22 protein-coding genes are annotated in these 24,414 nt (G+C 63.3%); 8 read left to right on the top strand and 14 right to left on the bottom strand.

What is annotated here, in order from left to right:
• Positions 1 to 11: 11 nt before the first annotated feature.
• From AB3G31_RS04875 to pedF, 4 genes are all read right to left on the bottom strand, one after another.
• Positions 12 to 1,409 (bottom strand): MBL fold metallo-hydrolase RNA specificity domain-containing protein, encoded by a 1,398-nt coding sequence (locus AB3G31_RS04875; RefSeq protein WP_367849073.1) that lies wholly within the window; start codon positions 1,407 to 1,409, stop codon positions 12 to 14.
• A gap of 155 nt (positions 1,410 to 1,564) precedes the next feature.
• The gene (locus AB3G31_RS04870) at positions 1,565 to 2,536 is read right to left on the bottom strand and encodes a beta-propeller fold lactonase family protein (protein WP_367849072.1); all 972 of its coding nucleotides are present in this window, start codon (positions 2,534 to 2,536) and stop codon (positions 1,565 to 1,567) included.
• A gap of 99 nt (positions 2,537 to 2,635) precedes the next feature.
• Positions 2,636 to 3,523 carry a substrate-binding periplasmic protein gene (locus AB3G31_RS04865; protein ID WP_367849071.1) on the bottom strand — a complete coding sequence of 296 codons (888 nt, stop codon included), beginning with the start codon at positions 3,521 to 3,523 and terminating at the stop codon, positions 2,636 to 2,638.
• A gap of 46 nt (positions 3,524 to 3,569) precedes the next feature.
• Positions 3,570 to 3,977 (bottom strand): cytochrome c-550 PedF, encoded by a 408-nt coding sequence (gene pedF / locus AB3G31_RS04860; protein ID WP_367850294.1) that lies wholly within the window; start codon positions 3,975 to 3,977, stop codon positions 3,570 to 3,572.
• Positions 3,978 to 4,401: 424 nt separating this feature from the next.
• Between pedF and AB3G31_RS04855 the strand changes: the two genes are divergently transcribed.
• Positions 4,402 to 6,417 carry a sigma-54-dependent Fis family transcriptional regulator gene (locus AB3G31_RS04855; protein ID WP_367849070.1) on the top strand — a complete coding sequence of 672 codons (2,016 nt, stop codon included), beginning with the start codon at positions 4,402 to 4,404 and terminating at the stop codon, positions 6,415 to 6,417.
• A 36-nt stretch (positions 6,418 to 6,453) separates the two neighbouring features.
• Here the strand turns inward: AB3G31_RS04855 and AB3G31_RS04850 are convergent, their stop codons facing one another.
• The 6 genes from AB3G31_RS04850 to AB3G31_RS04825 all read right to left on the bottom strand — a co-directional run bounded on the left by AB3G31_RS04850 (position 6,454) and on the right by AB3G31_RS04825 (position 13,976).
• Positions 6,454 to 6,786: a c-type cytochrome gene (locus tag AB3G31_RS04850; RefSeq protein ID WP_367849069.1), complete on the bottom strand. Its 333-nt coding sequence runs from the start codon at positions 6,784 to 6,786 to the stop codon at positions 6,454 to 6,456.
• A 72-nt stretch (positions 6,787 to 6,858) separates the two neighbouring features.
• Positions 6,859 to 8,553, bottom strand: a complete 1,695-nt coding sequence (locus AB3G31_RS04845) for a PQQ-dependent methanol/ethanol family dehydrogenase (RefSeq protein ID WP_367850293.1) — start codon at positions 8,551 to 8,553, stop codon at positions 6,859 to 6,861.
• Between the two features lie 287 nt (positions 8,554 to 8,840).
• Positions 8,841 to 9,824 (bottom strand): FAD:protein FMN transferase, encoded by a 984-nt coding sequence (locus AB3G31_RS04840; RefSeq protein ID WP_367849068.1) that lies wholly within the window; start codon positions 9,822 to 9,824, stop codon positions 8,841 to 8,843.
• The gene (locus AB3G31_RS04835) at positions 9,821 to 11,962 is read right to left on the bottom strand and encodes a 4Fe-4S binding protein (protein WP_367849067.1); all 2,142 of its coding nucleotides are present in this window, start codon (positions 11,960 to 11,962) and stop codon (positions 9,821 to 9,823) included. The genes AB3G31_RS04840 and AB3G31_RS04835 overlap by 4 nt, the downstream gene beginning before the upstream one ends.
• An 11-nt stretch (positions 11,963 to 11,973) precedes the next feature.
• Positions 11,974 to 12,810: an ABC transporter permease gene (locus AB3G31_RS04830; protein ID WP_367849066.1), complete on the bottom strand. Its 837-nt coding sequence runs from the start codon at positions 12,808 to 12,810 to the stop codon at positions 11,974 to 11,976.
• Entirely contained in the window at positions 12,792 to 13,976 is a 1,185-nt protein-coding gene (locus tag AB3G31_RS04825) for a branched-chain amino acid ABC transporter substrate-binding protein (protein WP_367849065.1), read from the bottom strand. The genes AB3G31_RS04830 and AB3G31_RS04825 overlap by 19 nt, the downstream gene beginning before the upstream one ends.
• A 172-nt stretch (positions 13,977 to 14,148) precedes the next feature.
• Here AB3G31_RS04825 and AB3G31_RS04820 point away from each other — a divergent pair, with 172 nt between their 5' ends.
• Positions 14,149 to 14,913: an ATP-binding cassette domain-containing protein gene (locus AB3G31_RS04820; protein WP_367849064.1), complete on the top strand. Its 765-nt coding sequence runs from the start codon at positions 14,149 to 14,151 to the stop codon at positions 14,911 to 14,913.
• A 10-nt stretch (positions 14,914 to 14,923) separates the two neighbouring features.
• Here the strand turns inward: AB3G31_RS04820 and AB3G31_RS04815 are convergent, their stop codons facing one another.
• The 4 genes from AB3G31_RS04815 to AB3G31_RS04800 all read right to left on the bottom strand — a co-directional run bounded on the left by AB3G31_RS04815 (position 14,924) and on the right by AB3G31_RS04800 (position 19,116).
• Positions 14,924 to 15,295 (bottom strand): DUF779 domain-containing protein, encoded by a 372-nt coding sequence (locus AB3G31_RS04815; protein WP_367849063.1) that lies wholly within the window; start codon positions 15,293 to 15,295, stop codon positions 14,924 to 14,926.
• Positions 15,296 to 15,360: 65 nt separating this feature from the next.
• Entirely contained in the window at positions 15,361 to 16,881 is a 1,521-nt protein-coding gene (gene adh / locus AB3G31_RS04810; protein ID WP_315226971.1) for an aldehyde dehydrogenase, read from the bottom strand.
• 233 nt (positions 16,882 to 17,114) lie between these two features.
• Positions 17,115 to 17,741: a response regulator gene (locus tag AB3G31_RS04805; protein ID WP_367850292.1), complete on the bottom strand. Its 627-nt coding sequence runs from the start codon at positions 17,739 to 17,741 to the stop codon at positions 17,115 to 17,117.
• Between the two features lie 10 nt (positions 17,742 to 17,751).
• Positions 17,752 to 19,116 carry a histidine kinase gene (locus tag AB3G31_RS04800; protein WP_367849062.1) on the bottom strand — a complete coding sequence of 455 codons (1,365 nt, stop codon included), beginning with the start codon at positions 19,114 to 19,116 and terminating at the stop codon, positions 17,752 to 17,754.
• A gap of 217 nt (positions 19,117 to 19,333) precedes the next feature.
• On the opposite strand from AB3G31_RS04800, the gene pqqA reads away from it, so the two are divergent.
• The 6 genes from pqqA (at position 19,334) to AB3G31_RS04770 (ending at position 24,407) form a co-directional block, all read left to right on the top strand.
• The gene (gene pqqA, locus AB3G31_RS04795; protein WP_315202624.1) at positions 19,334 to 19,408 is read left to right on the top strand and encodes a pyrroloquinoline quinone precursor peptide PqqA; all 75 of its coding nucleotides are present in this window, start codon (positions 19,334 to 19,336) and stop codon (positions 19,406 to 19,408) included.
• Between the two features lie 72 nt (positions 19,409 to 19,480).
• Entirely contained in the window at positions 19,481 to 20,398 is a 918-nt protein-coding gene (gene pqqB, locus AB3G31_RS04790) for a pyrroloquinoline quinone biosynthesis protein PqqB (RefSeq protein ID WP_367849061.1), read from the top strand.
• Complete coding sequence (gene pqqC / locus AB3G31_RS04785; protein ID WP_367849060.1) at positions 20,395 to 21,141, top strand: pyrroloquinoline-quinone synthase PqqC; 747 nt, start codon at positions 20,395 to 20,397, stop codon at positions 21,139 to 21,141. Before pqqB ends, pqqC begins: the two co-directional genes overlap by 4 nt.
• Positions 21,138 to 21,422, top strand: a complete 285-nt coding sequence (gene pqqD, locus AB3G31_RS04780) for a pyrroloquinoline quinone biosynthesis peptide chaperone PqqD (RefSeq protein WP_367849059.1) — start codon at positions 21,138 to 21,140, stop codon at positions 21,420 to 21,422. Before pqqC ends, pqqD begins: the two co-directional genes overlap by 4 nt.
• Positions 21,419 to 22,582 carry a pyrroloquinoline quinone biosynthesis protein PqqE gene (gene pqqE / locus AB3G31_RS04775; protein WP_367849058.1) on the top strand — a complete coding sequence of 388 codons (1,164 nt, stop codon included), beginning with the start codon at positions 21,419 to 21,421 and terminating at the stop codon, positions 22,580 to 22,582. Before pqqD ends, pqqE begins: the two co-directional genes overlap by 4 nt.
• A gap of 163 nt (positions 22,583 to 22,745) precedes the next feature.
• Positions 22,746 to 24,407: a Na/Pi cotransporter family protein gene (locus tag AB3G31_RS04770; protein WP_367849057.1), complete on the top strand. Its 1,662-nt coding sequence runs from the start codon at positions 22,746 to 22,748 to the stop codon at positions 24,405 to 24,407.
• The last annotated feature ends 7 nt before the right edge of the window (positions 24,408 to 24,414 follow it).

Below are 24,414 nucleotides of genomic sequence, written 5' to 3'. Positions count from 1 at the left end.
CCCTCCCCGGCTCACAGGTCTACCTGCGTGCCGGGCGCAGGCACCTCGACCTTCCAGCCCCGCGTCTGGGCGATCCGGTCGGCAAATCCACGGGCCGTTTGCGCCTCGCCATGGACCACAAAAGTACGCCGGGGTGCGTGCGTAAACCCCTGCAGCCAGCCCAGCAGCGCGGCCTGGTCGGCGTGGGCCGACAGCCCGCCGATGGTGTGGATGTGCGCCCGCACCACGTGCTCTTCACCAAAGATGCGCACCCGCTTGACGCCGTCCACCAGTTTGCGGCCCAGCGTGCCCGCGGCCTGGAAGCCGATGATGACAATGGCGCATTCGGGCCGCCCGAGGTTGTGGCTCAGGTGGTGTTTGATACGGCCCGCGTCGCACATGCCGCTGGCCGAGATGATGATGGCCCCAGACTGGATGGCGTTCAGCGCCACCGACTCTTCCACGGTTTGGGTGAAGTGCAGGTCGATCCATTGGGACAAGGTGTCTTGGGGCAGCAGGTAGGCCTGGGTTTCCGCGTCCAGCAATGCCTTGTGCCGCCAGGTGATGTCGGTGGCTTTGGTGGCCATGGGGGAATCGACAAATACGGTCAGCCGCGGCAGGCGGCCTTGTCGGCACAGGTCGGCCAGCAGCCAGATTACCTCCTGGGTCCGCCCCAGGGCAAAGGCGGGAATGATGGTGTTGCCTTTGCGCTGGGTGGTTGTGCCAATCACCTCGACGAGTTCGTCCACGGTGTCCTTGAGCGACCGGTGCAGGCGGTCGCCGTAGGTGGATTCGACCAGCAGGACATCGGCATGGGTGATGGTGGTGGGGTCGCGCACGATGGGCCGACCCGGTTGCCCCAGGTCGCCAGAGAAGACCAGCTTGGTGGTCTTTTTGCCTTCGGTCACCCACAGCTCCAGACTCGCCGAGCCCAGGATGTGGCCCGCATCGCGAAAGCGGCACCGCAGGCCCGGATCGGGCCGGACATCTTCGTCGTAGGCCACGCCGCTCAGCTGCTCCAGACAGGCCTGCGCCTGCGCCACCGTGTACAGCGGCGCGGGTGCGCCGGCCCGCTTGCGCTGCCGGTGGTTTTTGCGCTGGGCCCGGGCCCAATCGGTTTCCTGGATGTGCGCGCTGTCGAGCAGCATCACCGCCAGCAGATCCGCGGTGGCGTGGGTGGTGATGATCGAGCCCCGAAAACCCAGCGCGCACAGCCGAGGCAACAGGCCGCTGTGGTCGATGTGGGCATGGGTGAGCAGCACGAAGTCGACCTGCCGCGGGTCGAATGTCCAGGCCTGGAGGTTGCGTGCCCGGGCTTCGCTACCGCCCTGGAACATCCCGCAATCGACCAGAAACCGCAGCGTGCCGGTCTCGACCAGAAAGCACGAGCCAGTGACTTCCTGCGCGGCACCGATGAATGTCAGCTTCATGCGCGTCCCCTAGAGTGGCCCCCAGTATGGACCCACCCGGCGTAGCGGAATTGACCTTGGTCAACAATCTGACGCTATCGAAAAAGTAGCTACTCACGCTGATGGAATAAGCACAAGCAGGGGTTTTTGCTTAAAACCCCAAGCCTGAGAAACCGTCAGTTCGCCAGAATGGTGTGCGGCACGCGCCCGACCGGCACCGTCTTCAGCGCCTTGCCGTTCTCGGTGTTGATGATGGTCATGTCGTCCGACATGCCATTGGCGACAAACAGGCGTGAACCGTCCTTGTTCAAGGCCACACCCCAGGCCCGTTTGCCCACCAGCACTACCCGGCGCACGGTGCGGGTGGCCACGTCCACCTCGGCCACATGGTTGGCCCGCCCGAGCGCCACCCACACGGTTTTGCCGTCGGCCGTCATCAGCATGCCGACCGGCGTGATGTCGGCGGCGCGCATGCCCGGGAGCTGGAAAGCCAAGGTCTGCTTCACCTTCATGGCGCGCGTGTCGATGATGCTGACGCTGGCACCCAGCTCGTTGGTAACCCACAGCTCGCTGCCATCGGGGGTGAGCGCAAAGCGACGGGGCCGCATGCCCACCTTCACCTGCCCGGCGAGCTTGCGCGTGGCCACGTCGACGGCGTAGACGGTGTTGGCGCCCTCCGAAGTGACGTAGACAAACTTGCCGTCTGCGGATGCCAGCACGCCCTCGGGCTCGGTACCGGTCTTGACGGCAAACAACTGCTTCTTGCTGGCCAGGTCGTAGGCCGCCATCTGGTTCTCTTCTTCGATGGACACGTAGGCGGTCTTTCCGTCGGGCGACAGGGAGAATATCTCCGGGCTGTCGCCACTGGGGATGGTGTCGATCAGCTTGCCCGCCTGCACATCGACCACGCCGATCTGGTTGCTGTCGCCGCAGGCCACCATGATCAGCAGCCCGCCTTGCGCCCAGGCCATGTGCCGGGGCCGCAGGCAGGTGCGGATGGTGCGGATGGGCTTGCCCTCCGGGTCCATGTGCAGGATCTGGTTGTCTTTTTCGCTGCTGACAAAAATATCGGCGGCGGCCTGCAGGCTCAGGCTGGACAGGCACGCGGCCAGGCACAGGGACCAGCCGGTTTTCAAAAGCGTTTTCATGCGGTCATCCCTCGGTCGTTCTTGGCTGTCACTTTTTGGCGCACCCCGACCAGCGCCGGTGCAGTGTGCTCCAGGCTGCAACAGTGGCACGGCCGCGGTTCAGGGCGCCGCCAGGGTCAGGCCGCGCGACTGGAACAGCGCCAGCAGCGTGCCCTCTTTGCGCAGCGCATCCAGCGCATCGTCCAGCGCGGTGGCCAGCTCTTTGTTCCCGGCCTTGACGGCCATGCCCAGCGGCCAGCCATTGGGGGGGATGCCGGGCAGCACCAGCTTGGAAAAAGCCCAGTCCTTCCGGTCCAGCTTGGCGGCAAATATGGCGGCCTCGGCCTGCGCTAGCGTCACAAAGGCCACATCCGATTGCTGCGCCAACACCGCCTGGGCCGCGTCCAGACCGGTTTTGTAGAGGGAGGTATGCCCGCGCAGCAAACCGCCCTTGTAGCCCATCAGGGCGCTGGCGGCTCCGCTGCCTTGCTCCACGGCGATCTTCTGCTCCGCCAGGTCCTCGGGGTTGTAGACCTGGGCCAGCCGCCGGGGGTTGTGCAGCACCACCAGGTGTTCGCGGGTGTAGGGGCCAAAAATAAAGGCCTGGCGGTTCTCGGCCATGAAGTATTTGTCGACCGGCACGTGCAGCATGACATCGGCCGGGCCGTAGCCCAGGTAGTGGCCACGCCAGACCATGTTGCGCAGGTCGTCGTTCATGTTTTCGCCCGAGTCGAACGGCAGCAGCGCGGCGTTGAGCTGCAGCTGCCGGGCCAGGGCCTGGGCCAGACCGACGTCCAGCCCGGACATGCCCGAGGCGGCCCCGTCGGAGTACGGCGCGTTGTCTTTGTACAGCGCGACGGTGAGGGTTCCGCGGGCCTTGATTTTCTCCATCGCCGTGGGCTCCTGCGACCAGGCCTGGGGAGCTGCACTCAGCAGCAGGGGCAAGGCACCCAGCATTTTTCTACGCGACAGCAGGCTGGCAGATGCCAGCGTGGGCAGATTTTTCAAGAGTGTCTCCGGTTGTCGTTATGGGTGGGGTGAGGTCGCGCAGGCTTCAGGGCTCGCGGCGGGTTTCCAGGTAGGTCTTGATGGACCAGATGGCCTCTTGGGTCAGGATGCCCTCGAACGGCGGCATGTACACCCGCCCGTCACGCGCACGGCCACGGCGTACGGTGGAGAGGAAGTAGTCGTCCATTTCTTTGAAACAGGCCTGCTTTTTCGTGGCGTCCGCCAGCCCCATGCAGTCTGCGTCCAGCTTGCGCAGATCCGGAGAGATGCCCCCCGAGATGGCCTCCAGCCCATGGCACCGCGCGCAGTTCTGGTTGTAGGCAGAGGTGCCGATGCGCAGCGCCTCTTTGTGGCCGTCGCCAGTCGAATACGGATTGCTTTCCCGCCATTCGCTGCCCAGCTGGGGCAGGGTGTGGGTATCGACGGATTGCGGCACCACGTCTCCGTGTGCCATGGCCGGCACACTGCCCAGTGACAGGCACAGGACCAGGCCGGTGGCCAAAAATGTTCGACCGCGTTGCAGGAAGGATTTCATACGCTGTTTGCCTCGGTATTGTGTTGACGATGGTGTAGCAGTCAGCAAATACCGCGCCAGTGCCAAGCGAGGCGCCACGGCCGGTTTGGGCCCCATCCCGGCGCCCTGCGTGGCGCATCTGTGCCAATTTGCAGCACCGTGGTGTGCCGTGCCTGGCGAGCATCTTGCGTTGCTATGACCGCTGTAACGAAACGGAGCAAAATACATGGCTGACACCACCCCAAGAGGCCGCGCCGATTCCCGGGTCCCGGTTATACGCAACACAGATTGCCCCGAGAACGACAACTGGAATTGGCCCATAGAGCCACCCGGAGACAACATGATTGAAAATAGTTTTTCTGCGGTGAGCACATCCGCAAGCAGCCCCCAGCTGGAGAGCACGCCGTTTTCCGCGCTGATCGACTCATCCCGACAGCGCTCCAAGGAATACGGGCTGGAAGAAAACGACCGCCCAGACCTTTCCCGGGCTGCACGCGGCCTGATGAACCAGGCGCTGGAAGAGAACCGCTTTCTCTACCAGCACGCGGCACCGGTCATGGAAACGCTGTACGAGCAAATCGCCAACACCCACAGCATGGTGCTGCTGACGGCGCGCAGCGGCATGATTCTGCATTCGCTGGGCGACGCGGACTTCCTGGAAAAGGCCTCCCAGGTCGCCTTGCAGCCGGGCGTCGACTGGTCTGAAAAAGGCAAGGGCACCAACGCGATTGGCACCGCACTGGCCGAGGAAAAACCGATCGTGGTCCACGGCAGCCAGCACTTTCTGCAGGCCAACCGCTTCCTGACCTGTTCCTGCACACCGATATTCGATCCGTACGGCAAAGTCATTGGCGCACTCGACGTGACCGGCGACCACCGCAGCTACCACCAGCACACGATGGCCTTGGCGCGCATGTCCGCGCAGATGATCGAGAACCACATGTTCGCGGATGTGTTCCACACCGAGATCATGGTGCGCTTCCATACCCGCGCCGAGTTCCTGGGCACGCTGATGGAGGGCATTGCGGTGTTCGATCCGGACGGGCGCTTCATCACCGCCAACCGCAGCGCGCAGTTCCAGTTCGGCATGTCCAGCGGGGCGCTGGCGGCACATACTTTCTACTCGCTGTTTCGCATCTCCACCTCGCAATTCCACGACCGCGTCCGCACCGCCAAAGGCAACGTGATTTCGCTGTGCCTGCACAACGGTGTCACCATTTGCTGCCGCGCAGAACACAAGACACCACGGGCGTTCGAAACCGTCAATTTCTCGGGTGCCGACATCGTTCGGCCAGACGCCCAGTCCAAGGGGGACGGCAAGGCTTCCAATAGCGACATGCGGGCGCAGCAAAAGGCTTCACTGTCCAGCCTGCGCTACCTGGACACGGGCGATACGCAGATTGCGGCGGTGATCGAAAAGCTGCAACTGGTGCGGGGGCGTGACATCCCGATCATGATTCTGGGCGAAACCGGCACCGGCAAGGACCTGCTGGCCCAGGCCATCCACAACGACTCGCCCCGGGCCCAGCACAACTTTGTCTCAGTCAACTGCGCCTCGATCCCTGAGACCCTGATCGAATCTGAACTGTTTGGCTACGAAGAAGGTGCGTTTACCGGCGCCAAGCGCAAAGGCGCTATCGGCAAGGTGCAATTTGCCCATGAAGGCACCTTGTTCCTGGACGAAATTGGCGACATGCCCAAGCATCTCCAGGCCCGGCTGCTGCGGGTGCTGCAAGAGCGCAAAGTCAGCCCCCTGGGCGCAGGCAAGGAAGTCGAGGTCGATGTCGCAGTGATCTGCGCCACCAACAAGAACCTGAAGGAAATGATCGCCCGCGGTGAGTTCCGCGAAGACCTGTACTACCGGCTCAACGGACTGGTGGTGCGCCTGCCAGCCCTGCGCGAACGGCAGGACCTGGAGGTGGTGGCGCGCAAGATTCTGGCCAGCGTGAGCCAGGCCCAGGTGCCCATGGGGATCTCCAAGGAAGTGATGTCCATCCTGCGCCAGTACCCCTGGCCGGGCAATTTCCGCCAGCTGTTCAACGTGCTGCGCACCGCGGTGGTGATGGCTGGGGACTCAGAGGAACTGCAGGTGGGCCACTTGCCCGAGGAGTTTCTGGACGGGTTGAATTACGCCGGATCCCGCCAGCCAGACCCCGCGGCGGCGCCGGTCGAGATCCGGGTGGAAACCCCGGCGGGCTCGGTGCCCACACCGGCACCCGCCCGGGAAAACCACAACCTGGAAAGTGTTGCGCTGGAAGCCATGGCCCAGGCGCTGCGTTCGACCCGGGGCAACGTCTCGGTTGCGGCCAAGTTGCTGGGGGTCTCCCGCAATACGATTTACCGCAAGAAGGCGCTCTTGCCAAACGATATCTGGGACTGAGGGGACGCAGCCCGGCCCCGGATGGCCGGACCGGGCTTACTTCTCGACCGTGAGAATCCAGCGCGCCAGCAAATTGAGATCGTCTTTGCCGAGCGAGGCATGCGGCGGCATGGGGATGCGGCCCCACTTGCCCTTGGAGCCGTATTGGATGGATTGCACCAGCGATGCCACCGCGTCCTTGTCGTCACTGTACTTGGCCGCCACGCTCGAGTAGGACGGGCCAACCACTTTTTCCGCAGTGGAGTGGCAACTGAAACAGCCATTGTTCTTGGCCAACTCCATCGCCGACTTGGTATCCGCCTGGCTCAAAGGCTGTGCCGCCTGGACGGCGCCCCAGACCATCAATAGTGGGATTGCGAGGATTTTCATACAACAATTCAATCAAGGTTAAACCGGGTTCTGGCCAGGCCCATGGGGTCTGGCCAGAACCGCTGGGCAGAGTTACTTGGGTAGCTTGAAGGTCCAGACCGAACCGCCTTGTTCCAGGAAGTTGACCTTCTTGGCCACTTCACCGCCCCACAGCGGTACGGCACCGCCCCAGCCCGACACCACGCTCACGTACTGGTCGTTGCCGTCTTTCCAGGTGATCGGAGGAGCCACCACGCCCGAGCCGGTCTGGAACTGCCACAGCACCTTGCCGGTCCGCGCATCGGCGGCCTTGAGGTAGCCTTCGGGCGTGCCCCAGAACACCAGGTCACCCGCCGTCGTCAACACACCGCCCCACAGCGGCGCGCTGTTTTTCACTTCCCAGGCCACCGTACCGGTCTTGGGATCGATGGCGCGCAACGAGCCAATATGGTCCTCAAATAATGGCTTGATCGTGAAGCCAGCCCCCAGGTACGCGCCACCCTTCTTGTAGCTGATGGGCTCGTTCCAGATCTCCATGCCCCACTCGTTGGTGGGTACATAGAACAGCTTGGTTTTCGGGCTGTAGGCCATGGGCATCTGGTTCTTGCCGCCCAGGAAGCCCGGCGCTGCAAATACCGAAGCACCCTTCTTGCCATCGCCACCTTCTGCCGACGGGTCCCCGGGGCGGTTGGCGGGATCGAAATTGGGCCGGCCGGTCTTCAGGTCGATACTGGTGGCCCAGGTGGTCTTCTTCACGAAGGGGAAGGCATTGAGCAGTGTCCCGGCGGTCGCATCGATCACATAGAAGAAGCCATTGCGGTCGGCCTTGCCGCCCACGCGTTTGCCATCCATGTCAAAGGTGACGAACTCGTTGACGCCGTCAAAATCCCAGGCATCGTTAGGGGTGCCCTGGTAGTGCCAGACGATCTTGCCGGTCTTCACATCAATGGCCACGGTGGACGCGGAATACAGGTTGTCGCCCTTGCGCACATGGCTATTCCAGGGGCCAGGGTTGCCGGTGCCGAAGTAGGCCAGGCCCGTCTTCGCGTCGTAGGTGCCGCCCAGCCAGGTGGCAGCGCCGCCCGTCTTCCAGGTCTCGCCGGGCCAGGAGGCATTGGTGGTGCCAGTGATGCCGTTGTCCTTGCCGTTCAAGGTGCCCATATGGCCTTCGACCGTAGGGCGGCTCCAGACGATCTTGCCGGTCTTGGGGTCGCGGGCTTCCACGCGGCCCACCACACCAAACTCACCACCGGACACGCCAGTCAACAGCAGCCCTTCGGCAATCAGCGGTGCGGCGGTGTAGCTATAGCCTGCAGAATAGTCGTCGATCTTTTCGCGCCACACCACCTTGCCGGTGTTCTGGTCCAGCGCCACCAGTTGCGCGTCCAGTGTGCCGAAGATGACCAGGTTGTCAAACAGCGCAGCGCCGCGGTTCACCACATCGCAGCAGGGCATGATGCCTTCGGGCAAACGGTGCTCGTACTTCCACAGCTTCTCGCCGGTCTTCACGTCGATCGCAAAAATGCGCGAGTACGAGGCCGTGACAAACATCTTGCCCTTGTAGACCAGAGGCTGCGATTCCTGGCCACGTTGCTTCTCACCCCCAAAGGACATGGACCACACGGGTGCCAGGTTCTTGACGTTGCCGGTGTTGATGGTCGTCAAGGGCGAGAAGCGTTGGCCCTGGGTGCCGATGCCCCAGCTCAGCACGGACTCCGGGTGCGTAGCGTCGCCCGCAATCATCGCGTCCGTGACCTGTGCCGACAGCTGCGTGCCTGCCGCCGCCATGAGTATGCCGAGAAGTTTTCTTTTCACAATCGTGTCTCCTGTTTATTTGCTGGCGCGAAACACTGCCTCAGTGGGGGCAGTGACATCGGTTCCCGCTTTGCAGACCGCAAAGCCATCAACCGCATGGCATTTGCGCAATATGTATGCCAGTGGTTGGGTGTGGATTTACGGACGCAGATGCGGGGAAATGGCGGGCCGATGGCGCCATGTGTTCAATGCGGGTTCAGTCGGTCTGCTGCACCCTGCAACACTGTTCCAATATGAGCCAATGGACCGGATGACCGCACTCAGGCCGGCAACAGTGTGACGCCTGGCGTTGCCTGCCAGACGCCTTTTTTATCCACTACCAGTACGTCGACATTCCAGACCTTGGCCAGTTGCAGGGACTGCTTGAAACCCGCCACAAACATCACCTTGGTCAAGGCATCGGCCAACACGCAACTCGGTGCCAGCACCGCCACGCAAGACAGGCCAGCGGGTGAATAACCGGTGGCAGGGTCGAAGATGTGGTGGTGTTGGAAGTCGGGGCTGAAGCTGCACTGGTTGTCTGCCGATGTCGCCACGCAGCGGCCATCCATGGCCACACGGGCCAGCACCCCCCGCGCATCGCGGGGATCGGCCACGCCCAACGTCCAGCCGCGGTGGGGCACTGGCGTTCCCAGAGCGGCCCATTCCCCGGTATCGATCAGGGCATGCCGGATGCCCAACGCCTGCAGGCGTGCCACTACCAAGTCGGCCGCGAAGCCCTGGGCAATGCCATTGAGGGTGATGCCCATTCCCTTGCGCCCCAGCGTGATGGCATCTTGCGAGATATCCAGCAACTTCCAGTTGGCCAAGTTCTGCGCCTGCCGCACCTCGTCCGGTGTCGGCAGCCGACTCTGTTGGCTGGCGGTTTGGAAGGCCGTCCACAGCGGCTGCACCGTCACATCGAATGCGCCATGGCTGCGGGCCGAGACTGTCTGGGCCACCTGCAATATCCTGACCAAATCAGGGTGTGGATGGTGCAGGCGGCCCGTGCGGTTGAGCTGGCAGATCGCGCTGTCGCTCCGGTACAAACTCATCTGGTCTTCCACGTGCCGGATGGTGTCCCGCGCTGCATCCAGTGCCTGCTCGGCCAGAGCTGCGTCCGAATGGCCCACACGGATCGCCATGGTGGTTCCCAAGCCTGTCAACGTACGTTCTCGCCACAGCAGGCCGTCCTGCTGCCGCGCATGGGACAGGCCCATACCGCTCAGACCGATCGCTGCCTGGACAAAAGTGCGGCGCTTCATGGTGTGTCTCCTGTGGCGGCAGGCTGGAGCCGGGAATGGGGAAGTGCCATGATGGGAATCACCGGCTGGCTGGTGGCCTTGCGCTTGCGGTTGAAAACGGGCACACAGAGCTCTTCGCTCTCGTAGACCACCACACAGTCCATGCACTGGAAGCACTCGCCGTAGTCGACCTTTCCGGCCTTGTCGATGGCCTGGTAGGCGCAGTCGCTGCGGCAGCGCTGGCAGGGCTGGCCGCACTCCACCCGCCGCTGGATCCAGTCAAACCGGCGCAACCGACCCAGCACCGACATGCCTGCGCCTAAGGGACAGAGGTAGCGACAAAAGCCTTTGTAGAAAAAGACACTCAAGCCGACGGTAAGCAGCGCCCACACCACAAACGGCCAGGCGCGTACGAAGTTCAATGTAATGCTGGTCTTGAAGGGCTCGACCTCCACCAGCCTGTCGCTCCAGGTCACCGACACGCAGGCCGCCAACAGGATGCCAGCCAGGATGAAATACTTGACCTTTTTCAACCGGGCGTCCCACTGCGTCGAGACGCGCACCTGCCGAATGCCAAGCCGCTGGCTGAGCTTGCTGACCAGTTCCTGCAAGGCACCGAACGGGCACAACCAGCCGCAGAATGTGCCCCGGCCCCACACAAAGAAGGTCACCGCCGTGAACGCCCACAGCAGCACCGTCATCGGGTCGTACAGAAAGAACACCAAACTCTGCCGGGCCAGCACGGCCTGGATCAGCGCCACAAAGTTCACCACCGACAACTGCCCCTGGGCATACCACCCGATAAAGAGCAGGGTGAACAGCAAATAGCCGGTGCGAAAGAGATCCAACCGGCGCTGGCTGGCACCCAACCACGCGGGTTCGCGCAAAGCCCACGCCAGCACGCCCAGGCCCAGGAGCAAGACGCCCAGCTCGGGCCAGCGCCCGGTCCAGCTGCTGCGCCAGGTCTTGGCGTCGGTTGCCGCGGCCTCGACATACCGGCCCGGCAACTGGGCGCTGAAGGCGAGTGCCTTGCGCACCACCTCGGGATAGATCTGGCCCTTGCTGCGCGTGACCAGCAAGGCAAAGTCCAGCGGCGCGGCAGGGTCCAGGCCTGCCGGAGCGATCACCCGGAAGACGTTGACTTGCGCGTCCGCCAATGGCTCTGGCAACTTCAGGCGGACGTCCAGGTCCAGGTCGCGCATTTCCAGCGGCAAACCCTGCTGGCCCAGGGTCAGACGGTCGGGCACGGTGCCGCGCATGAAGTTCTCGCCCAGTACCGGATAGCGGCCTGTGCCCACCACCAGCAAGGCATGGTCGCCCGGCTCCAGGCGCTTTTGCAAGTACGCCCAGTCCGCAGGACTGAGCAGGTTGCGCCCCACCGACGGCACGTCCAGGTAGGCAAAGTACAGCTCCTGCAAGCTCTGCTCCGGTGCGGCCAGGGCCTCGGGGTCCAGCCCTTCGCCCACCGTCCCCTGGAAGGCCTTTTCGACATCGCTGTTGCGAAAGATATGCCGGGTGAGCAGCCCGGCCCGCAGCAGGCCGTCCCAGTCCATGGCGGTGAAAACATCGGGGCGGATGCGGGCAATCAGCTCGGGGTCCTTGCCTGCGCCATAGCCCATTTTGGCCCGCGCCACCTTGAGCGATGCGGCCAGCAAGCTCTGGTTGAGTATGCGCACCGATGCCGTGGCTTTGGCCACGCCATCGATGTACACGTTGGCGCTGGTGGCCTTGTCGGCACCGCTCTGGTTGGAGCCGATCTTGATGCTTTGCTTGACGGACAGCTGGGTGTATTGCTCAACAAACTTGAACAGCGGCTTCTCGCCCAGCCCGTCCAGAAACACCGGCTCGTGCTGCGACAACACTTTGACATCCATGAACTTGCCGTCGGTATCCAATGCCACCAGCAGGTTGAAAGGCGTACCCGAGAAACCTGGAATCGCCACCATGTCGATGGACTCGAAGGCATAGGCCACGATGGGCGTGCTGGTGGCCGATTGCTTGAAAATCGGCCACACCGGCAGATCGCGGTCCTTCTCCCCCACGATGAGTGGCGGCGGAAAGGCCTTTTCCATGGCGGCGCGGTCCATCGTGCCCGCCTGCGCTAAATCCACTCCTGACACCAGCCCCAACATCAGCCACAAGATCGCAAATAGCTTCATGCCAGCCACCCCTAGCCGCGCTGCCGGATCCAGCCGCGCTGCGGGTCATAGCCGCGCAAGGCCAGGGCAAAAAACACCACGCCACACACCGCCACCACCGCCAGAGAATCGCCCTTGAACTGGCCCTGCAAGGCGAAGCGCACCAGTTCCACCACATGGGTAAACGGGTTGAACTGCGCCAGTTCAAACAGCCACAGGGCACCCGACTCCTGCAGCTTCCACAGCGGGTACAGGGCCGAGCTGATGAAGAACATGGGGAAGATCACAAAGTTCATCGCACCGGCAAAGTTCTCCAATTGCTTGACATACACCGACAGCATCAGCCCCAGCGCGGCCAGCATGGCGGCCCCCAGGGCCATGGGCGGCACCGCCCAGAGCCAGCCCCAGCCATCTGCTTCCACCCCGAAGCACCAGGCGATCACCAGAAAGACCAGCATCTGCAGCAGCGACAGCACCGTTGCGGCACCCAGCTTGAAGGCCAGCAGCCAGCCCCGCGCCAGCGGTGCCGTGAGCAGCAGGCGCATAACGCCCATCTCGCGGTCGTACACCATGGAGAGCGAACTCTGCATGCCGTTGAACAGCGCGATCATGCCGAGCAGGCCGGGCAGCATGTAGACCTTGTATTCGATGTAGGTCTCGTACGGCGGAATAATGGCAATGCCAAACACGTTGTGGAACCCGGCCGAGAACACCACGAACCACAGCAGTGGCCGCACCAGGGACGATGCCAGGCGAGCGGGCTGGCGCAGGAACTTCAGCAGCTCCCGCCCCACCACGGCACGCAGGGCGCGCGCCAGGTGCGGGATCAAGGGCGTGCCCACCGGCGCAATCACAGCTGCTTTTTGCATGTGCTTTCCTTTTGGTCCACGCCCAGGGTGTCCAGTACTTCGGTGGGATGCAGTACCCCGTCGAACGGTGCAATGCCCGCGACACCATCGGCATGGCCGAGAAAGATGGGTTGGCGCAATTGCCCGTCCCAGGACCGGAACGACAGGCGCGGCCCCTTGTAGCCGTCCACGGCCACCTGCCCACCGCGCAACCGCTTGAGCTGCTCGGCCACGGAGGCTTTGGGCTGTTCGGTCAGCACGGCCACGATGGACTTGACCGCTATCCAGGCTGCCCAATCCTGTGCCGCCATGGGCCGGTGCGCATACCGAAAAAACCGCCGCGACAGTTGCGGCCCGCCATTGCGCTCCCACTGCGGATGCCAGGCCATGGCAGTCAGCCCGTTGGAGCCCACCACGGGCCGGGGCCATTGCGTGGTGTAGGGTAGCGTGCGGGCAAACTCGCCCTCGCTGTCCAGCACCACCACCACATCAAAGCCCTTGTCGTTGGTGAGCAGACGGGTATTGCTCAGGTCGCGCTCGCGTGGATCCCCCGACACCTTGAATTGCGCCGTCTTTTGGATCCGCAAGCCATAACGTTTGGCCGACCGCACAAAGGCATCCAGCTGCAAGGTGTCTTGCGGAGCCTGCCCATACAGCACCAACGCCTGGGTCCAGGACCGGGCGGCAAGGTACTGCACCAGGGCATCGCTGAGCATCTGCCGACTGGGATACGTGTGCAGCATCGCCAGCGCGCAGGCAGTGCCGCGCAAGACATCCGAGGGCGAGCCGATGTTGAACAAAATAGGCGCGTCGGGCCCCACGGCGGCAGTGCTGGCGATCTGCTGCAGCTCCGCATCGGGCAGATCCAGCAGCACATGCTGGATCTTGGCGGCCTTGAGCTCGGCCATCACGCGTGGCAGATCGGTTGCATTGCTGGCCATGAAGACCTTGACCTGCAGGCGCTGGCCCGCAGCCTCCAGCTCCGACTCGGAATCAAGCAGCGCCACACGCGCGGCATCGTCCGGCCGCCCTGCCGGATGGTCGGGATAGGCATGCTCCAGCTGGCGGGCATGGTAGCGTGCGTCATCCACCAATCCCACCACGGCCACGGTCCAGGGTGCGGCAACGGCCCATTGGCAGGCCAGCAGCAACAGCCCTCCGGCAGCCCGCGCCAGACGGCGTTTCACGCAAGTTTTTGTCTCCATCGGCTTCTCTTTTTATGCGTCACAGAATGTGACATGCACGCCTGCAACCGCAAGAAAAATGCCACTCCGGGAAAGCCCGCCGTGGAACAACACTTGCTTGACAGAGGGGGTTGTCACCCGGCAGCTATACCGCCCCCAACCGAAGACCCTCTCCATGACAACCCCACCCTGTGCCTCCGATACGCCGCTGGTTCTGCGGGCGTGCAATATCTCCAAGTCCTATGGTTCCAAGCGGGCTTTGCAGGCCGTCAATCTGTGTCTGCGGCCGGGGCAGTTCGTTGCGCTGCTGGGGCCCAATGGCGCGGGCAAGTCCACGCTGCTGCAGATACTGAGCGGGTTGTTCGTGGCCGACAGCGGCGAGCTCTCCATCCTCGGGCATGACATGCACACCCAGGCCACCCGTGCCCTCGCCTGCTTAGGGATGGTGTTCCAGCAATCGTCACTCGACCTGGACCTGAGCGTGCAGGCCAATCTGTTGTTCCACACCGACTTGCATGGCATTCCCCGCAAAACGGCGCTGCACAGAATTTCCGAGGGACTGGAACGCCACGGACTGCAGGCCCAAGCCAAAACTGCGGTGCGTGCGCTCTCGGGTGGCAGTCGGCGCAAGGTGGAATTGGTCCGGGCGCTGCTGCACAAGCCCAGGCTGTTGCTGATGGACGAAGCGACCGTGGGCCTGGATCCGGCCTCCCGGCAGGCGCTGATGGGCGCGGTGGAACATTTGGCGCGCGTCGAAGGCGTGGCCATTCTGTGGGCCACGCACCTGGTGGATGAAGTCCAGCAGGCCGACCAGGTGGTCGTGCTGGACCAGGGTGCGGTGGTGTTTGATGGGCAGCCTAAGGCCTTGGTCGAACAGACCCAGGCCCGCAATCTGGAGCAGGCTTTTTTGCAGCTCTGCCCATCGCTGCACGCGGTCTGAAGCAGCGGCTTCAGGCGGGGCCGGATACGCCGAAAAGCTCCTGCATCTCTGCCTCGGTGAAAACGCGTGAACGGGTGTGGAAAGCCTTGCCTTCCGGTCCCTCCAGCGAGAAGGTGCCACCATGTCCCTCGATCACGTCGATGATCAACTGGGTGTGCTTCCAATACGCGTACTGCGCCAGGCCGATGTAGAACGGACAGCCGCCGATATCGCCTAGGTACACATCGCCCGCACCCATGGTGATCTCACCGGGCAAATAGCAATTGGCGGCACTGTTGTCACAGCAGCCGCCCGACTGGTGGAACATCATCGCCCCGTGCTTTGTCTTCAAATACTCCACCAGCTCCAAGGCGGCCGGTGTCGCAATTACTTTGTCAACCATAAGGCTCTCCAAGCAATGAAGGGGCCGTTACCGGCCCCTTGTGTTTACCTACGCTGGACCAGGGATCAGAAGAAGCCGAGCTTTTGCTCGCTGTAGCTGACCAGCAGGTTCTTGGTTTGCTGGTAGTGGTCAAGCATCACCTTGTGGGTTTCACGACCAATGCCCGATTCCTTGTAGCCACCGAACGCAGCATGCGCCGGGTAGGCGTGGTAGCAGTTGGTCCAGACGCGACCGGCCTTGATGGCACGGCCCATGCGGTAAGCCACATTGCCGTTACGGCTCCACACACCGGCACCCAGGCCATAGAGCGTGTCGTTGGCGATTTCCAGCGCTTCGGCTTCGTCCTTGAAGGTGGTGACCGCCAGCACCGGGCCAAAAATTTCTTCCTGGAAGATGCGCATCTTGTTGTGGCCCTTGAACAGCGTAGGCTGCACGTAGTAGCCACCCGCCAGATCGCCGCCCAGGTGCGCCTGTGCGCCACCGATCAGCACTTCTGCACCCTCCTGCTTGCCCAGGTCGAGGTAGGACAGGATCTTGGTCATCTGCTCTTTGGAGGCCTGCGCACCCATCATGGTGTCGGTGTCCAGCGGGCTACCCTGCACGATGGCGGCCACGCGCTTGAGCACGCGCTCCATGAACTTGTCGTAGATGGATTCCTGGATCAGCGCGCGGGAGGGGCAGGTGCAGACCTCGCCCTGGTTGAATGCGAACAGCACCATGCCTTCGATCGCCTTGTCCAGGAAGCCGTCGTCCTTGTCCATGATGTCGGCAAAGAACACGTTGGGCGACTTGCCGCCCAGTTCCAGGGTGGCGGGGATCAGGTTGTTGGCCGCAGCCTGGGCAATCACCCGGCCGGTGGTGGTGGAGCCAGTAAACGCGATCTTGGCGATGCGTTTGCTGGTGGCCAGCGGCATGCCCGCTTCGCGGCCATAGCCGTTGACGATGTTCAACACACCGGGTGGCAACAGGTCGCCAATCAGTTCCGCCACCAGCAGCATGCTGATGGGGGTGGACTCTGCCGGCTTGAGCACCACGCAGTTGCCCGCACCAATGGCAGGTGCCAGTTTCCAGGCAGCCATCAGGATCGGGAAGTTCCAGGGAATGATCTGGCCGACCACGCCCAGGGGTTCCTGGAAGTGGTAGGCCACGGTGTTTTCGTCGATGTTGCTGAGTGCGCCTTCTTGCGAACGCAGGCAGCCCGCAAAGTAGCGGAAATGGTCGATGGCCAATGGGATATCGGCGTTCAGCGTTTCGCGGATGGGTTTGCCGTTGTCCACGGTTTCGGCGTAAGCCAGCATCTCCAGATTGGCTTCCATGCGGTCGGCAATCTTGAGCAGGATGTTGGCGCGGTCTGCGGCGGGCGTGCGGCCCCAGGCATCGGCGGCCGCGTGGGCGGCGTCCAGGGCCAGTTCTACATCTTCGGCGGTGGAGCGGGCCACCATGGTGTAGGACTTACCCGTGACCGGGGTGACCACGCTGAAGTATTCACCCTTGGTTGGCGCAACCCACTTGCCGCCAATGAAGTTGTCGTATTGCGCTTTGTAAGCGACTTTGGCGCCAGCGGTGCCAGGTAGAGCGTAGAGCAAGATTGTCTCCTTGAAATCAATGGGATAGGCTTAATTCCCTTGCGGGTGCTTCTTCCATCTCACATCCTGTGCCAACTGGCCTCCAGTACAGGAAAACCCTTGCTTTCCTGGGCGAACGCCCGTGGCAACAGGCTATGTAACCAGACCGACGGGAGCCGGGGCTGTGGCCCTGCCGTGCCACTGCTCCATAAAGCAACAGTCTGTGCCACCGCCCGTGTCCAAACGGGACAGTGTTACGCCGAAATATCAATCAAGCCATGGCGCACCGCCAGCAAGGTCATCTCGGCCTGGTTGACCAGACCGAGTTTTTGCTTGGTGTTGTAGAGATGCGTTCCCACGGTGGAATTGGAGAGCTTGAGGGTTTCTGAAATCTGCGCCACCGATTGGCCGCGCGCGAGCTGCACAAATACCTCGAACTCGCGGGCCGAGAGCTTGTCCACCGGCCCTTTGTCGCCGCTGATGGCCTGCACCGCAATGCGCTGGGCAATCTGCGGGTCCACATAGCGCTGGCCTTTGGCCACGGCGCGGATGGCATCGATCAGCACTTCGGGCGCGCTGCGCTTGGACAAATAGCCCATGGCACCCGCCTGCAAGGCCCGCATCGGATGGCTGATGTCCTCGTGCGCCGACAAGGCCAGAATGCGCACCCGTCCATCCTTGGCCACCAGACGCTTGATGGCTTCGATGCCGCCCATGCCAGCCATGGCGATGTCCATCACCACCACGTCCGGCGCGGCCGCCGCAAAGGCCTGGCAGGCGGCTTCGCCGCTGTCCGCTTCGGCCACCACCACCACATCGTCGGAGGCCTGCAGCAAGAGTTTGAAACCCATGCGCACGACCGCATGGTCATCGACCAACATGACTTTCACTTTATGTCTCCACCGGTTTAATTTTCATTTTCAGAGGCAAATGGACGCGCACCCGCACCCCGGCAGGCTCCATCTGGTCCAGGTCAAAACTGCCGCCCAAAGCCTGCGCCCGCTCCCGCATTCCGGACACACCATAGTGCCCCACGGACTGCCATTGCCCGACACGGCCCACCCCATCGTCTACCAGTTCCATCCGCAGCACCGTGTCGGACGCACGCACACGCACGTCGATGCGCTGGGCTTGCGCGTGGCGCAAAGCGTTACTCATGGCCTCCTGGACGATGCGGTAGACCGCCGTGGCCAGGGCATCGTCCAGCCCGTCCAGGGGTTGCGGCATGTCGAAGTTCAGCCGCACGCCCGGGTGGTGCAATTGGCAATCGGCCAGCATGTCACGCAAGGCATCGTGCAGACCAAAACGGTCCAGCGCCAGCGGCCTTAGCTGGGAAATCAAACGGTGCACGCTGTCGTAAATCTGGTCCGCGCAGCCCATCACCAAGCGCGCCGATTGCTCGATCGTGGCATCGCTGCCCGCCGCCCGCCGGGCAATCGCCAGGCCCACGCTTTTGATGGCCGTCACCTGCTGGCCCAGCTCGTCGTGCAGCTCCCGCGAGATCGCCGCCCGCTCCAATTCGATCCGCCCCTGGATGGTCTGGGTCAGCTCCCGGTTCTCGGCCAATGCCTGCGTGGCCGCCTTCGCCTGCCGCTTGGCTTCGATGCTGTCTTGCACAGACTGTGCCATGTGGTTGAACGCCGAACTGACCAGCCGCCCCTCGCGGCCTGACAGATCCGCCATGCGGGTGGCGTAGTCGCCTTCGGCCATCTGCCGCAGGCCGTGCATGACCCGGTGCAAGGGCCTAAGCACCTGGCCCACCAGGGCGTAGACCAGCGCATTGCCCAGTACAAAGCCCGCCAGCACCATCCACAGCATGGGGCTCAGATCATCCCAGCCATCGAGAATGGCGCGCGAGGGATCGGCCCGCAAAATAAGCCGGCCATTGGGCAGACGGATTTCCTGCGGCTCCAGCGGTGTAGCCACCATCTGGTTGTACCACTGCGGCGAGGTGCGCCCAGCCTTGTACACCGGGGGCGGCGAGCGGTAGATCAGCGCATCCTGCTCGTCGCGCAGCTCGACCTCGTTGGCCCGGATGCGGCCCACCTGAGCCAGAAATCCGGCCATGCCCTCCAGGCCACTGGCACCGTACACCCACTGCATGCGCGAGAGCAGCTGGGTGGCCACCACGTTCGCGCCCACCACCTCTTCATGCACGCTACGCCGTATGTTGTCGATCTGCAAGCCGATCAGCACCGAGGCAAAAATGCCCAGCATGGCGGTCACGATCAGGTTGAGTTGGAGGCGAAGGCTCATGGATTTCCCGGTGGTGCGACTGCTACAAGTGGGCCGCTGGACACCCGGCTGCCGCAAGTCCCATGCCGCCACCGCATCTCATGAAAATCATGAGGCCGGAATCCATGATTTCGCGATGCGCCGCAGCCACCCGGCAGGCACACTGCAGCACGTACTGGCAGATGGTCTGGCAGTACGGGCTACCGCGTCTTGCGGGATACACCGAAGGAAACCTGCCATGCAATGGGAAACACCAACCGCCAGCGATATGCGTTTTGGCTTTGAAATCACGATGTACATTGCCAACCGCTGAACCCTGTGGCCCGCCGGATGTAACCGGTGGGCCACAGGCCAGCCAACGCTAGCGCCTGAAGAGATACACCCCTTGAGAGTCCATGTCCTAGGCTCCGCTGCCGGCGGCGGTTTCCCGCAGTGGAACTGCAATTGCCCCAATTGCGCCGCCTACCGCCAAGGTAGCCCCTACCACCTGGCACGCACCCAATCGTCCATCACCGTCAGCGCCGACGACAGCAACTGGGTGCTGTTCAACGCCTCCCCCGAAATCCTGCAGCAGATCCGCAGCTTCCCGGCCTTGCAGCCCGCGCGGCAACTGCGCGATACCGCCATCCGTGCCATCTTCTTGATGGATGCGCAGATCGACCACACCACCGGCCTGTACATGCTGCGCGAACACCGCCAGCCGCTGGAGCTGTGGTGCCATGCCCTGGTACGCGACGACCTGGTACGCGGCAACCCCGTGCTCAAGGTACTGGAACACTACTGCGGCATCCACTGGCACAGTGTGCCGCTCGACCAGCGTAACTTTTGCATCGACGGCGCACCGGGCCTGCTGTTCACCGCCCTGCCCCTGCTGAGCAACGCCCCGCCCTATTCGCCGCACCGTGACCAGCCCCAGCCGGGCGACAACGTGGGCGTGACCATCACCGACGCCGCCTCGGGCAAGCAGCTGTTCTACGCGCCCGGCCTGGGCACCATGGAGCCGCATGTCTGGGCCGCCATGCAAGCGGCAGACTGCGTGCTGGTTGACGGCACGCTGTGGACCGACGACGAAATGATCGCGCTGGGCGCATCCCAAAAAACCTCGCGCTCCATGGGCCACCTGCCTCAAAGCGGCCCGGGCGGCATGCTGGAATGGTTGAACCGGCTGCCCACCACCACCCGCAAGGTGCTGATCCATATCAACAACACCAACCCCATCCTCGATGCCACCAGCCCCCAGCGCCAGGAGCTGACACGCCGCGGCATAGAAGTTGCGTTTGATGGCATGGAGATCACACTATGACCGATATATTGGCACCCTGGACCGCGGAAGAATTTGAAGCCCAGCTGCGCGGCAAAAGCAGCAGCTACCACATCCACCACCCGTTCCACCGCATGATGGCGGCCGGTACGCTGACGCCTGCACAGCTGCGCGGCTGGGTGGCCAACCGCTTCTACTACCAAATCTCCATCCCCCTCAAAGATGCAGCCATCCTGTCCAACTGCGACGACCGGGAAATCCGGCGCGAATGGATACAGCGCATCCTGGACCATGATGGCCGCAACATCGGCGCGACCGACGGCAGCGAAGACCCCGGCGGCATCGAAGCCTGGATCGGCCTGGGCCTGGCCGTGGGCCTGTCGCGCGACGATGTGACATCCTTGCGCTTGGTGGCACCGGCCACGCGCTTCGCGGTGGATGCCTACATTAACTTCGCGCGCCGCCAGCCCTGGCAGGAAGCCGTGGCCTCCAGCCTGACCGAGCTGTTTGCCCCGCACATCCACCAGCAGCGCATCGACACTTGGCCCACCCAGTACCCCTGGGTGGACACGCAGGGCCTGCAGTACTTCAAACAGCGCCTGACCCAGGCCCGCCGCGATGTAGAGCACGGCCTGCGCTTCACCCTGGCCTACTTCAGCCAGACCCGGGCGCTGCAAGAGCGCGCGCTGCAGATACTGCAGTTCAAGCTGGATGTGCTGTGGGCCCTGGCCGACGCCATCATGCTCAGCCAATGCGAAATTGAGATCCTGGGAGCCAAGCCATGAACCAAGTCTATTCCGGCATCGACCTGGAAGCGCGCCCGCGCATCGCCAGCCTGTTTCGCCTGCAGTGGGAAGAGGTGCAAAAGTCCTGGGTGCTGCTGTACCCGGAAGGCATGGTCAAGCTCAACGGCAGCGCGGGCGAAATCCTCAAGCGCCTGGACGGTAAAACCAGCGTCCAGGCCGTGGTTGATGCGCTGGAAAGCGACTTTGGCAAGCCTGGCCTGGCCAGTGATGTGCTGGACTTTCTGGCCATTGCCCGCCGCCAGGGTTGGATCAAGCTGTGACTTCCGCCCTGCTCCCGGCGCCAGCCACCCCAGGCCCGCCGCTGTGGCTGCTGGCCGAGCTGACCTACCGCTGCCCGCTGCACTGCGTGTTTTGCTACAACCCGCTGGACTTCGCCGCCACCACCCAGGAGCTGTCCACCGACGACTGGCTGCGCGTGCTGCGTGAAGCCCGCGCCGCAGGGAGCGTGCAATGCGGCTTCTCCGGCGGCGAACCCATGCTGCGCGACGACCTGGAAGTGCTGGTTGCCGAAGCCCACCGCCTGGGCTTCTACACCAACCTGCTGACCTCCGGCGTGGGTTTGACCGAATCCCGCGCTGCGGCGCTCAAACAGGCCGGGCTGGACCACATCCAGCTGTCGTTCCAGGACTCCACCCGCGAGCTCAACGACTTTTTGTCGCACACCAAGACCTTCGACCTCAAACAGCGCACCGCCGCACTCATCAAATCCCATGGCTGGCCCATGGTGCTCAATTGTGTGGTCCACCGGCTCAACATCGACTACATCGACAAGATCATCGAGCTGGCAGTAGAACTCGGTGCCGAGTACCTGGAGCTGGCCAACAGCCAGTACTACTCCTGGGCCCAGCTCAACCGCGACGGGCTGATGCCCTCGCGCGAGCAACTGCAGCGCGCCGAGCAGGTCACCAACGCCTACCGCGACAAGCTGGGCGACACCCTGCGCATCCTCTTCGTGGTGCCCGACTACTACGAGACCCGCCCCAAGAAGTGCATGAACGGCTGGGGCAATATCTTCCTGACCATCACCCCGGACGGCACGGCCCTGCCCTGCCACACCGCCAAAATGCTCAAGGGCCTGGCGTTTCCGAATGTGCGCGACCACAGCGTGAACGACATCTGGTACCACTCCGACGGCTTCAACCACTTCCGCGGCAACGCCTGGATGAAGGAGCCCTGCCGCACCTGCCCCGAGCAGGAAAAAGACCTGGGCGGTTGCCGCTGCCAGGCCTATATGCTGACCGGTGACGCCGCCAACCCCGACCCGGTCTGCGACAAATCCAGCGCCCACCACCTGGTGCAGGAAGCCGTGGCCTACGCCCAAATACCCGACAGCCAGCGTACGGTGGTCAAGCCCCTGGTGTTTCGCGATCCCAAGACGTCACGGCAACTGGGCCAGCCGGTTCCCGCCCCGGTGGCATAGTTGCTATATAAAAAATAGCTTGTCACGCTGATGGAATAAGCACGGGAGGCCTAAAAAGCATGTAATCCATGCATCTTGCCCTGCAGGACGCAAATGGACCACCGCATGGCGCTTGTACCGCTATGGCAGCCACAGGGTCAGCGTATAGTCTCGCGCTTACCCTATGAAGCATTTACTCAATCTCTTGGCGGCCATCGCGCTGCTTGTCTGGGGCACCCATCTCGTCCGTACCGGCGTACTGCGCGTGTTTGGTGCCAATCTGCGGCAAATCCTGGCGCACAGCATGGGCAACCGGTTCACCGCCGCGTTGTCCGGCATCGGCGTGACGGCCCTGGTGCAGTCCAGCACCGCTACCTCCTTGATGACCTCGTCCTTCGTGGGCCAGGGCCTGATCACCCTGCCCGCCGCGCTGGCCATCATGCGCGGGGCCGACATCGGCACCAGTTTGATGTCGGTGCTGTTCTCGTTCGACCTGTCCTGGCTGTCGCCACTGTTCATCTTTGTCGGCGTGGTGATGTTTTTGTCCACCAAAGACGGCACCGCCGGGCGCATTGGCCGGGTGCTGATCGGCCTGGGCCTGATGCTGCTGGCCTTGCGGCTGGTGGTCGATGCCACCGAGCCCCTGCTGGCCTCGCCCGTGGTGCGCGGCCTGCTGGCGGCCGTGAGCAGCGACGTGCTGATGGAGATCACCCTGGGCATGCTGCTGGCCATACTGGCCTACTCCAGCCTGGCCGTGGTGCTGCTGATTGCCGCGCTGGCGGCGTCCCACGTCATCCAGATGGACGTGGCCCTGGGCCTGGTGCTGGGCGCCAACCTGGGCAGCGGCGCGCTGGCGGTGCTGACCACCTCCAAGTCGGCCATCGAAGTGCGCCAGGTCACCGTGGGCAACTTTGTCTTCAAACTGATGGGGGTGGTCATCGCCGCCCCCTGCGTGGGCCTGTGGCTGCGCCATGTGCACCCGTCCATGCCAGATGCCACCCAGGGCGTGGTGCTGTTCCACCTGGCGTTTAACGTGGGCATGAGCGTGGCCTTCATCGGGCTGACGCAATTGGTGGCCAAAGTGATGGAAAAACTGCTACCCAAGCCACCGGCCCAACCGGCCGAGCGCACCCGGCCCCAGCACCTGGACCCGTCCGCCCTGTCCACGCCCTCGCTGGCCATCTCCTGCGCGGCCCGCGAGGCGCTGCACCAGGCCGACGTGGTGGAGACCATGATGCTGGGCATCATGACGGTCATCAAGAACAGCGACCTCGCGCTGGCCGAAGAGCTGCGCAAGCTCGACGACACCGTGGACCGGCTGTACTCGGCCATCAAGTACTACCTGACCAAGATCTCCCGCGAAGCCCTGTCGGAAGAAGAAAGCCGCCGCTGGACCGACATCATCAGCTTCACCATCAACATGGAGCAGATCGGCGACATCATCGAGCGCGTGCTGATCGACGTGGAAGACAAAAAGATCAAGCCCGGCCGCAATTTCTCCGACGCAGGCATGCAAGAGATCACCGAGCTGCACGCCCGCCTGGTGGACAACCTGCGCCTGTCGATGAGCGTGTTCCTGAACGGCAATGTGCACGACGCGAAAAAGCTGCTGGAAGAAAAAGCCCGCTTTCGCGACCTGGAGCACGCCTACTCGCGCTCACACCTGGTACGCCTGGCCGACAACACCCAGTCCAGCATCGAAACCAGCTCGCTGCACATCGACCTGATCAGCGAGCTCAAGCGCATCAACTCGCACATCTGCTCGATCGCCTACCCGATTCTGGATTCGGCCGGTGCCCTGGCCCCGAACCGGCTGCGCAACTCCAAGCTGGCGGATTTGGGCTAGCCGCCGA

The organism is Rhodoferax sp. WC2427, assembly GCF_040822085.1.
Classification (GTDB): Bacteria; Pseudomonadota; Gammaproteobacteria; order Burkholderiales; family Burkholderiaceae_C; genus Rhodoferax_B.
Note: the sequence above shows the minus strand (reverse complement) of the source record. Positions and strands in the feature narration are given on the sequence as shown.

Excerpts from the sequence above, each read along its gene's own strand:
- AB3G31_RS04800 (WP_367849062.1), bottom strand. The coding sequence starts at position 19,116 with ATGAGCCTTCGCCTCCAACTCAACCTGATCGTGACCGCCATGCTGGGC.
- AB3G31_RS04870 (WP_367849072.1), bottom strand. The coding sequence starts at position 2,536 with ATGAAAACGCTTTTGAAAACCGGCTGGTCCCTGTGCCTGGCCGCGTGC.
- AB3G31_RS04835 (WP_367849067.1), bottom strand. The coding sequence starts at position 11,962 with ATGAAGCTATTTGCGATCTTGTGGCTGATGTTGGGGCTGGTGTCAGGA.
- pqqD (WP_367849059.1), top strand. The coding sequence starts at position 21,138 with ATGAACCAAGTCTATTCCGGCATCGACCTGGAAGCGCGCCCGCGCATC.
- AB3G31_RS04770 (WP_367849057.1), top strand. The coding sequence starts at position 22,746 with ATGAAGCATTTACTCAATCTCTTGGCGGCCATCGCGCTGCTTGTCTGG.
- AB3G31_RS04815 (WP_367849063.1), bottom strand. The coding sequence starts at position 15,295 with ATGGTTGACAAAGTAATTGCGACACCGGCCGCCTTGGAGCTGGTGGAG.
- AB3G31_RS04820 (WP_367849064.1), top strand. The coding sequence starts at position 14,149 with ATGACAACCCCACCCTGTGCCTCCGATACGCCGCTGGTTCTGCGGGCG.
- AB3G31_RS04845 (WP_367850293.1), bottom strand. The coding sequence starts at position 8,553 with ATGGCGGCGGCAGGCACGCAGCTGTCGGCACAGGTCACGGACGCGATG.
- pedF (WP_367850294.1), bottom strand. The coding sequence starts at position 3,977 with ATGGCACACGGAGACGTGGTGCCGCAATCCGTCGATACCCACACCCTG.
- pqqC (WP_367849060.1), top strand. The coding sequence starts at position 20,395 with ATGACCGATATATTGGCACCCTGGACCGCGGAAGAATTTGAAGCCCAG.
- AB3G31_RS04830 (WP_367849066.1), bottom strand. The coding sequence starts at position 12,810 with ATGCAAAAAGCAGCTGTGATTGCGCCGGTGGGCACGCCCTTGATCCCG.
- AB3G31_RS04805 (WP_367850292.1), bottom strand. The coding sequence starts at position 17,741 with ATGTTGGTCGATGACCATGCGGTCGTGCGCATGGGTTTCAAACTCTTG.
- AB3G31_RS04840 (WP_367849068.1), bottom strand. The coding sequence starts at position 9,824 with ATGAAGCGCCGCACTTTTGTCCAGGCAGCGATCGGTCTGAGCGGTATG.
- AB3G31_RS04875 (WP_367849073.1), bottom strand. The coding sequence starts at position 1,409 with ATGAAGCTGACATTCATCGGTGCCGCGCAGGAAGTCACTGGCTCGTGC.
- AB3G31_RS04850 (WP_367849069.1), bottom strand. The coding sequence starts at position 6,786 with ATGAAAATCCTCGCAATCCCACTATTGATGGTCTGGGGCGCCGTCCAG.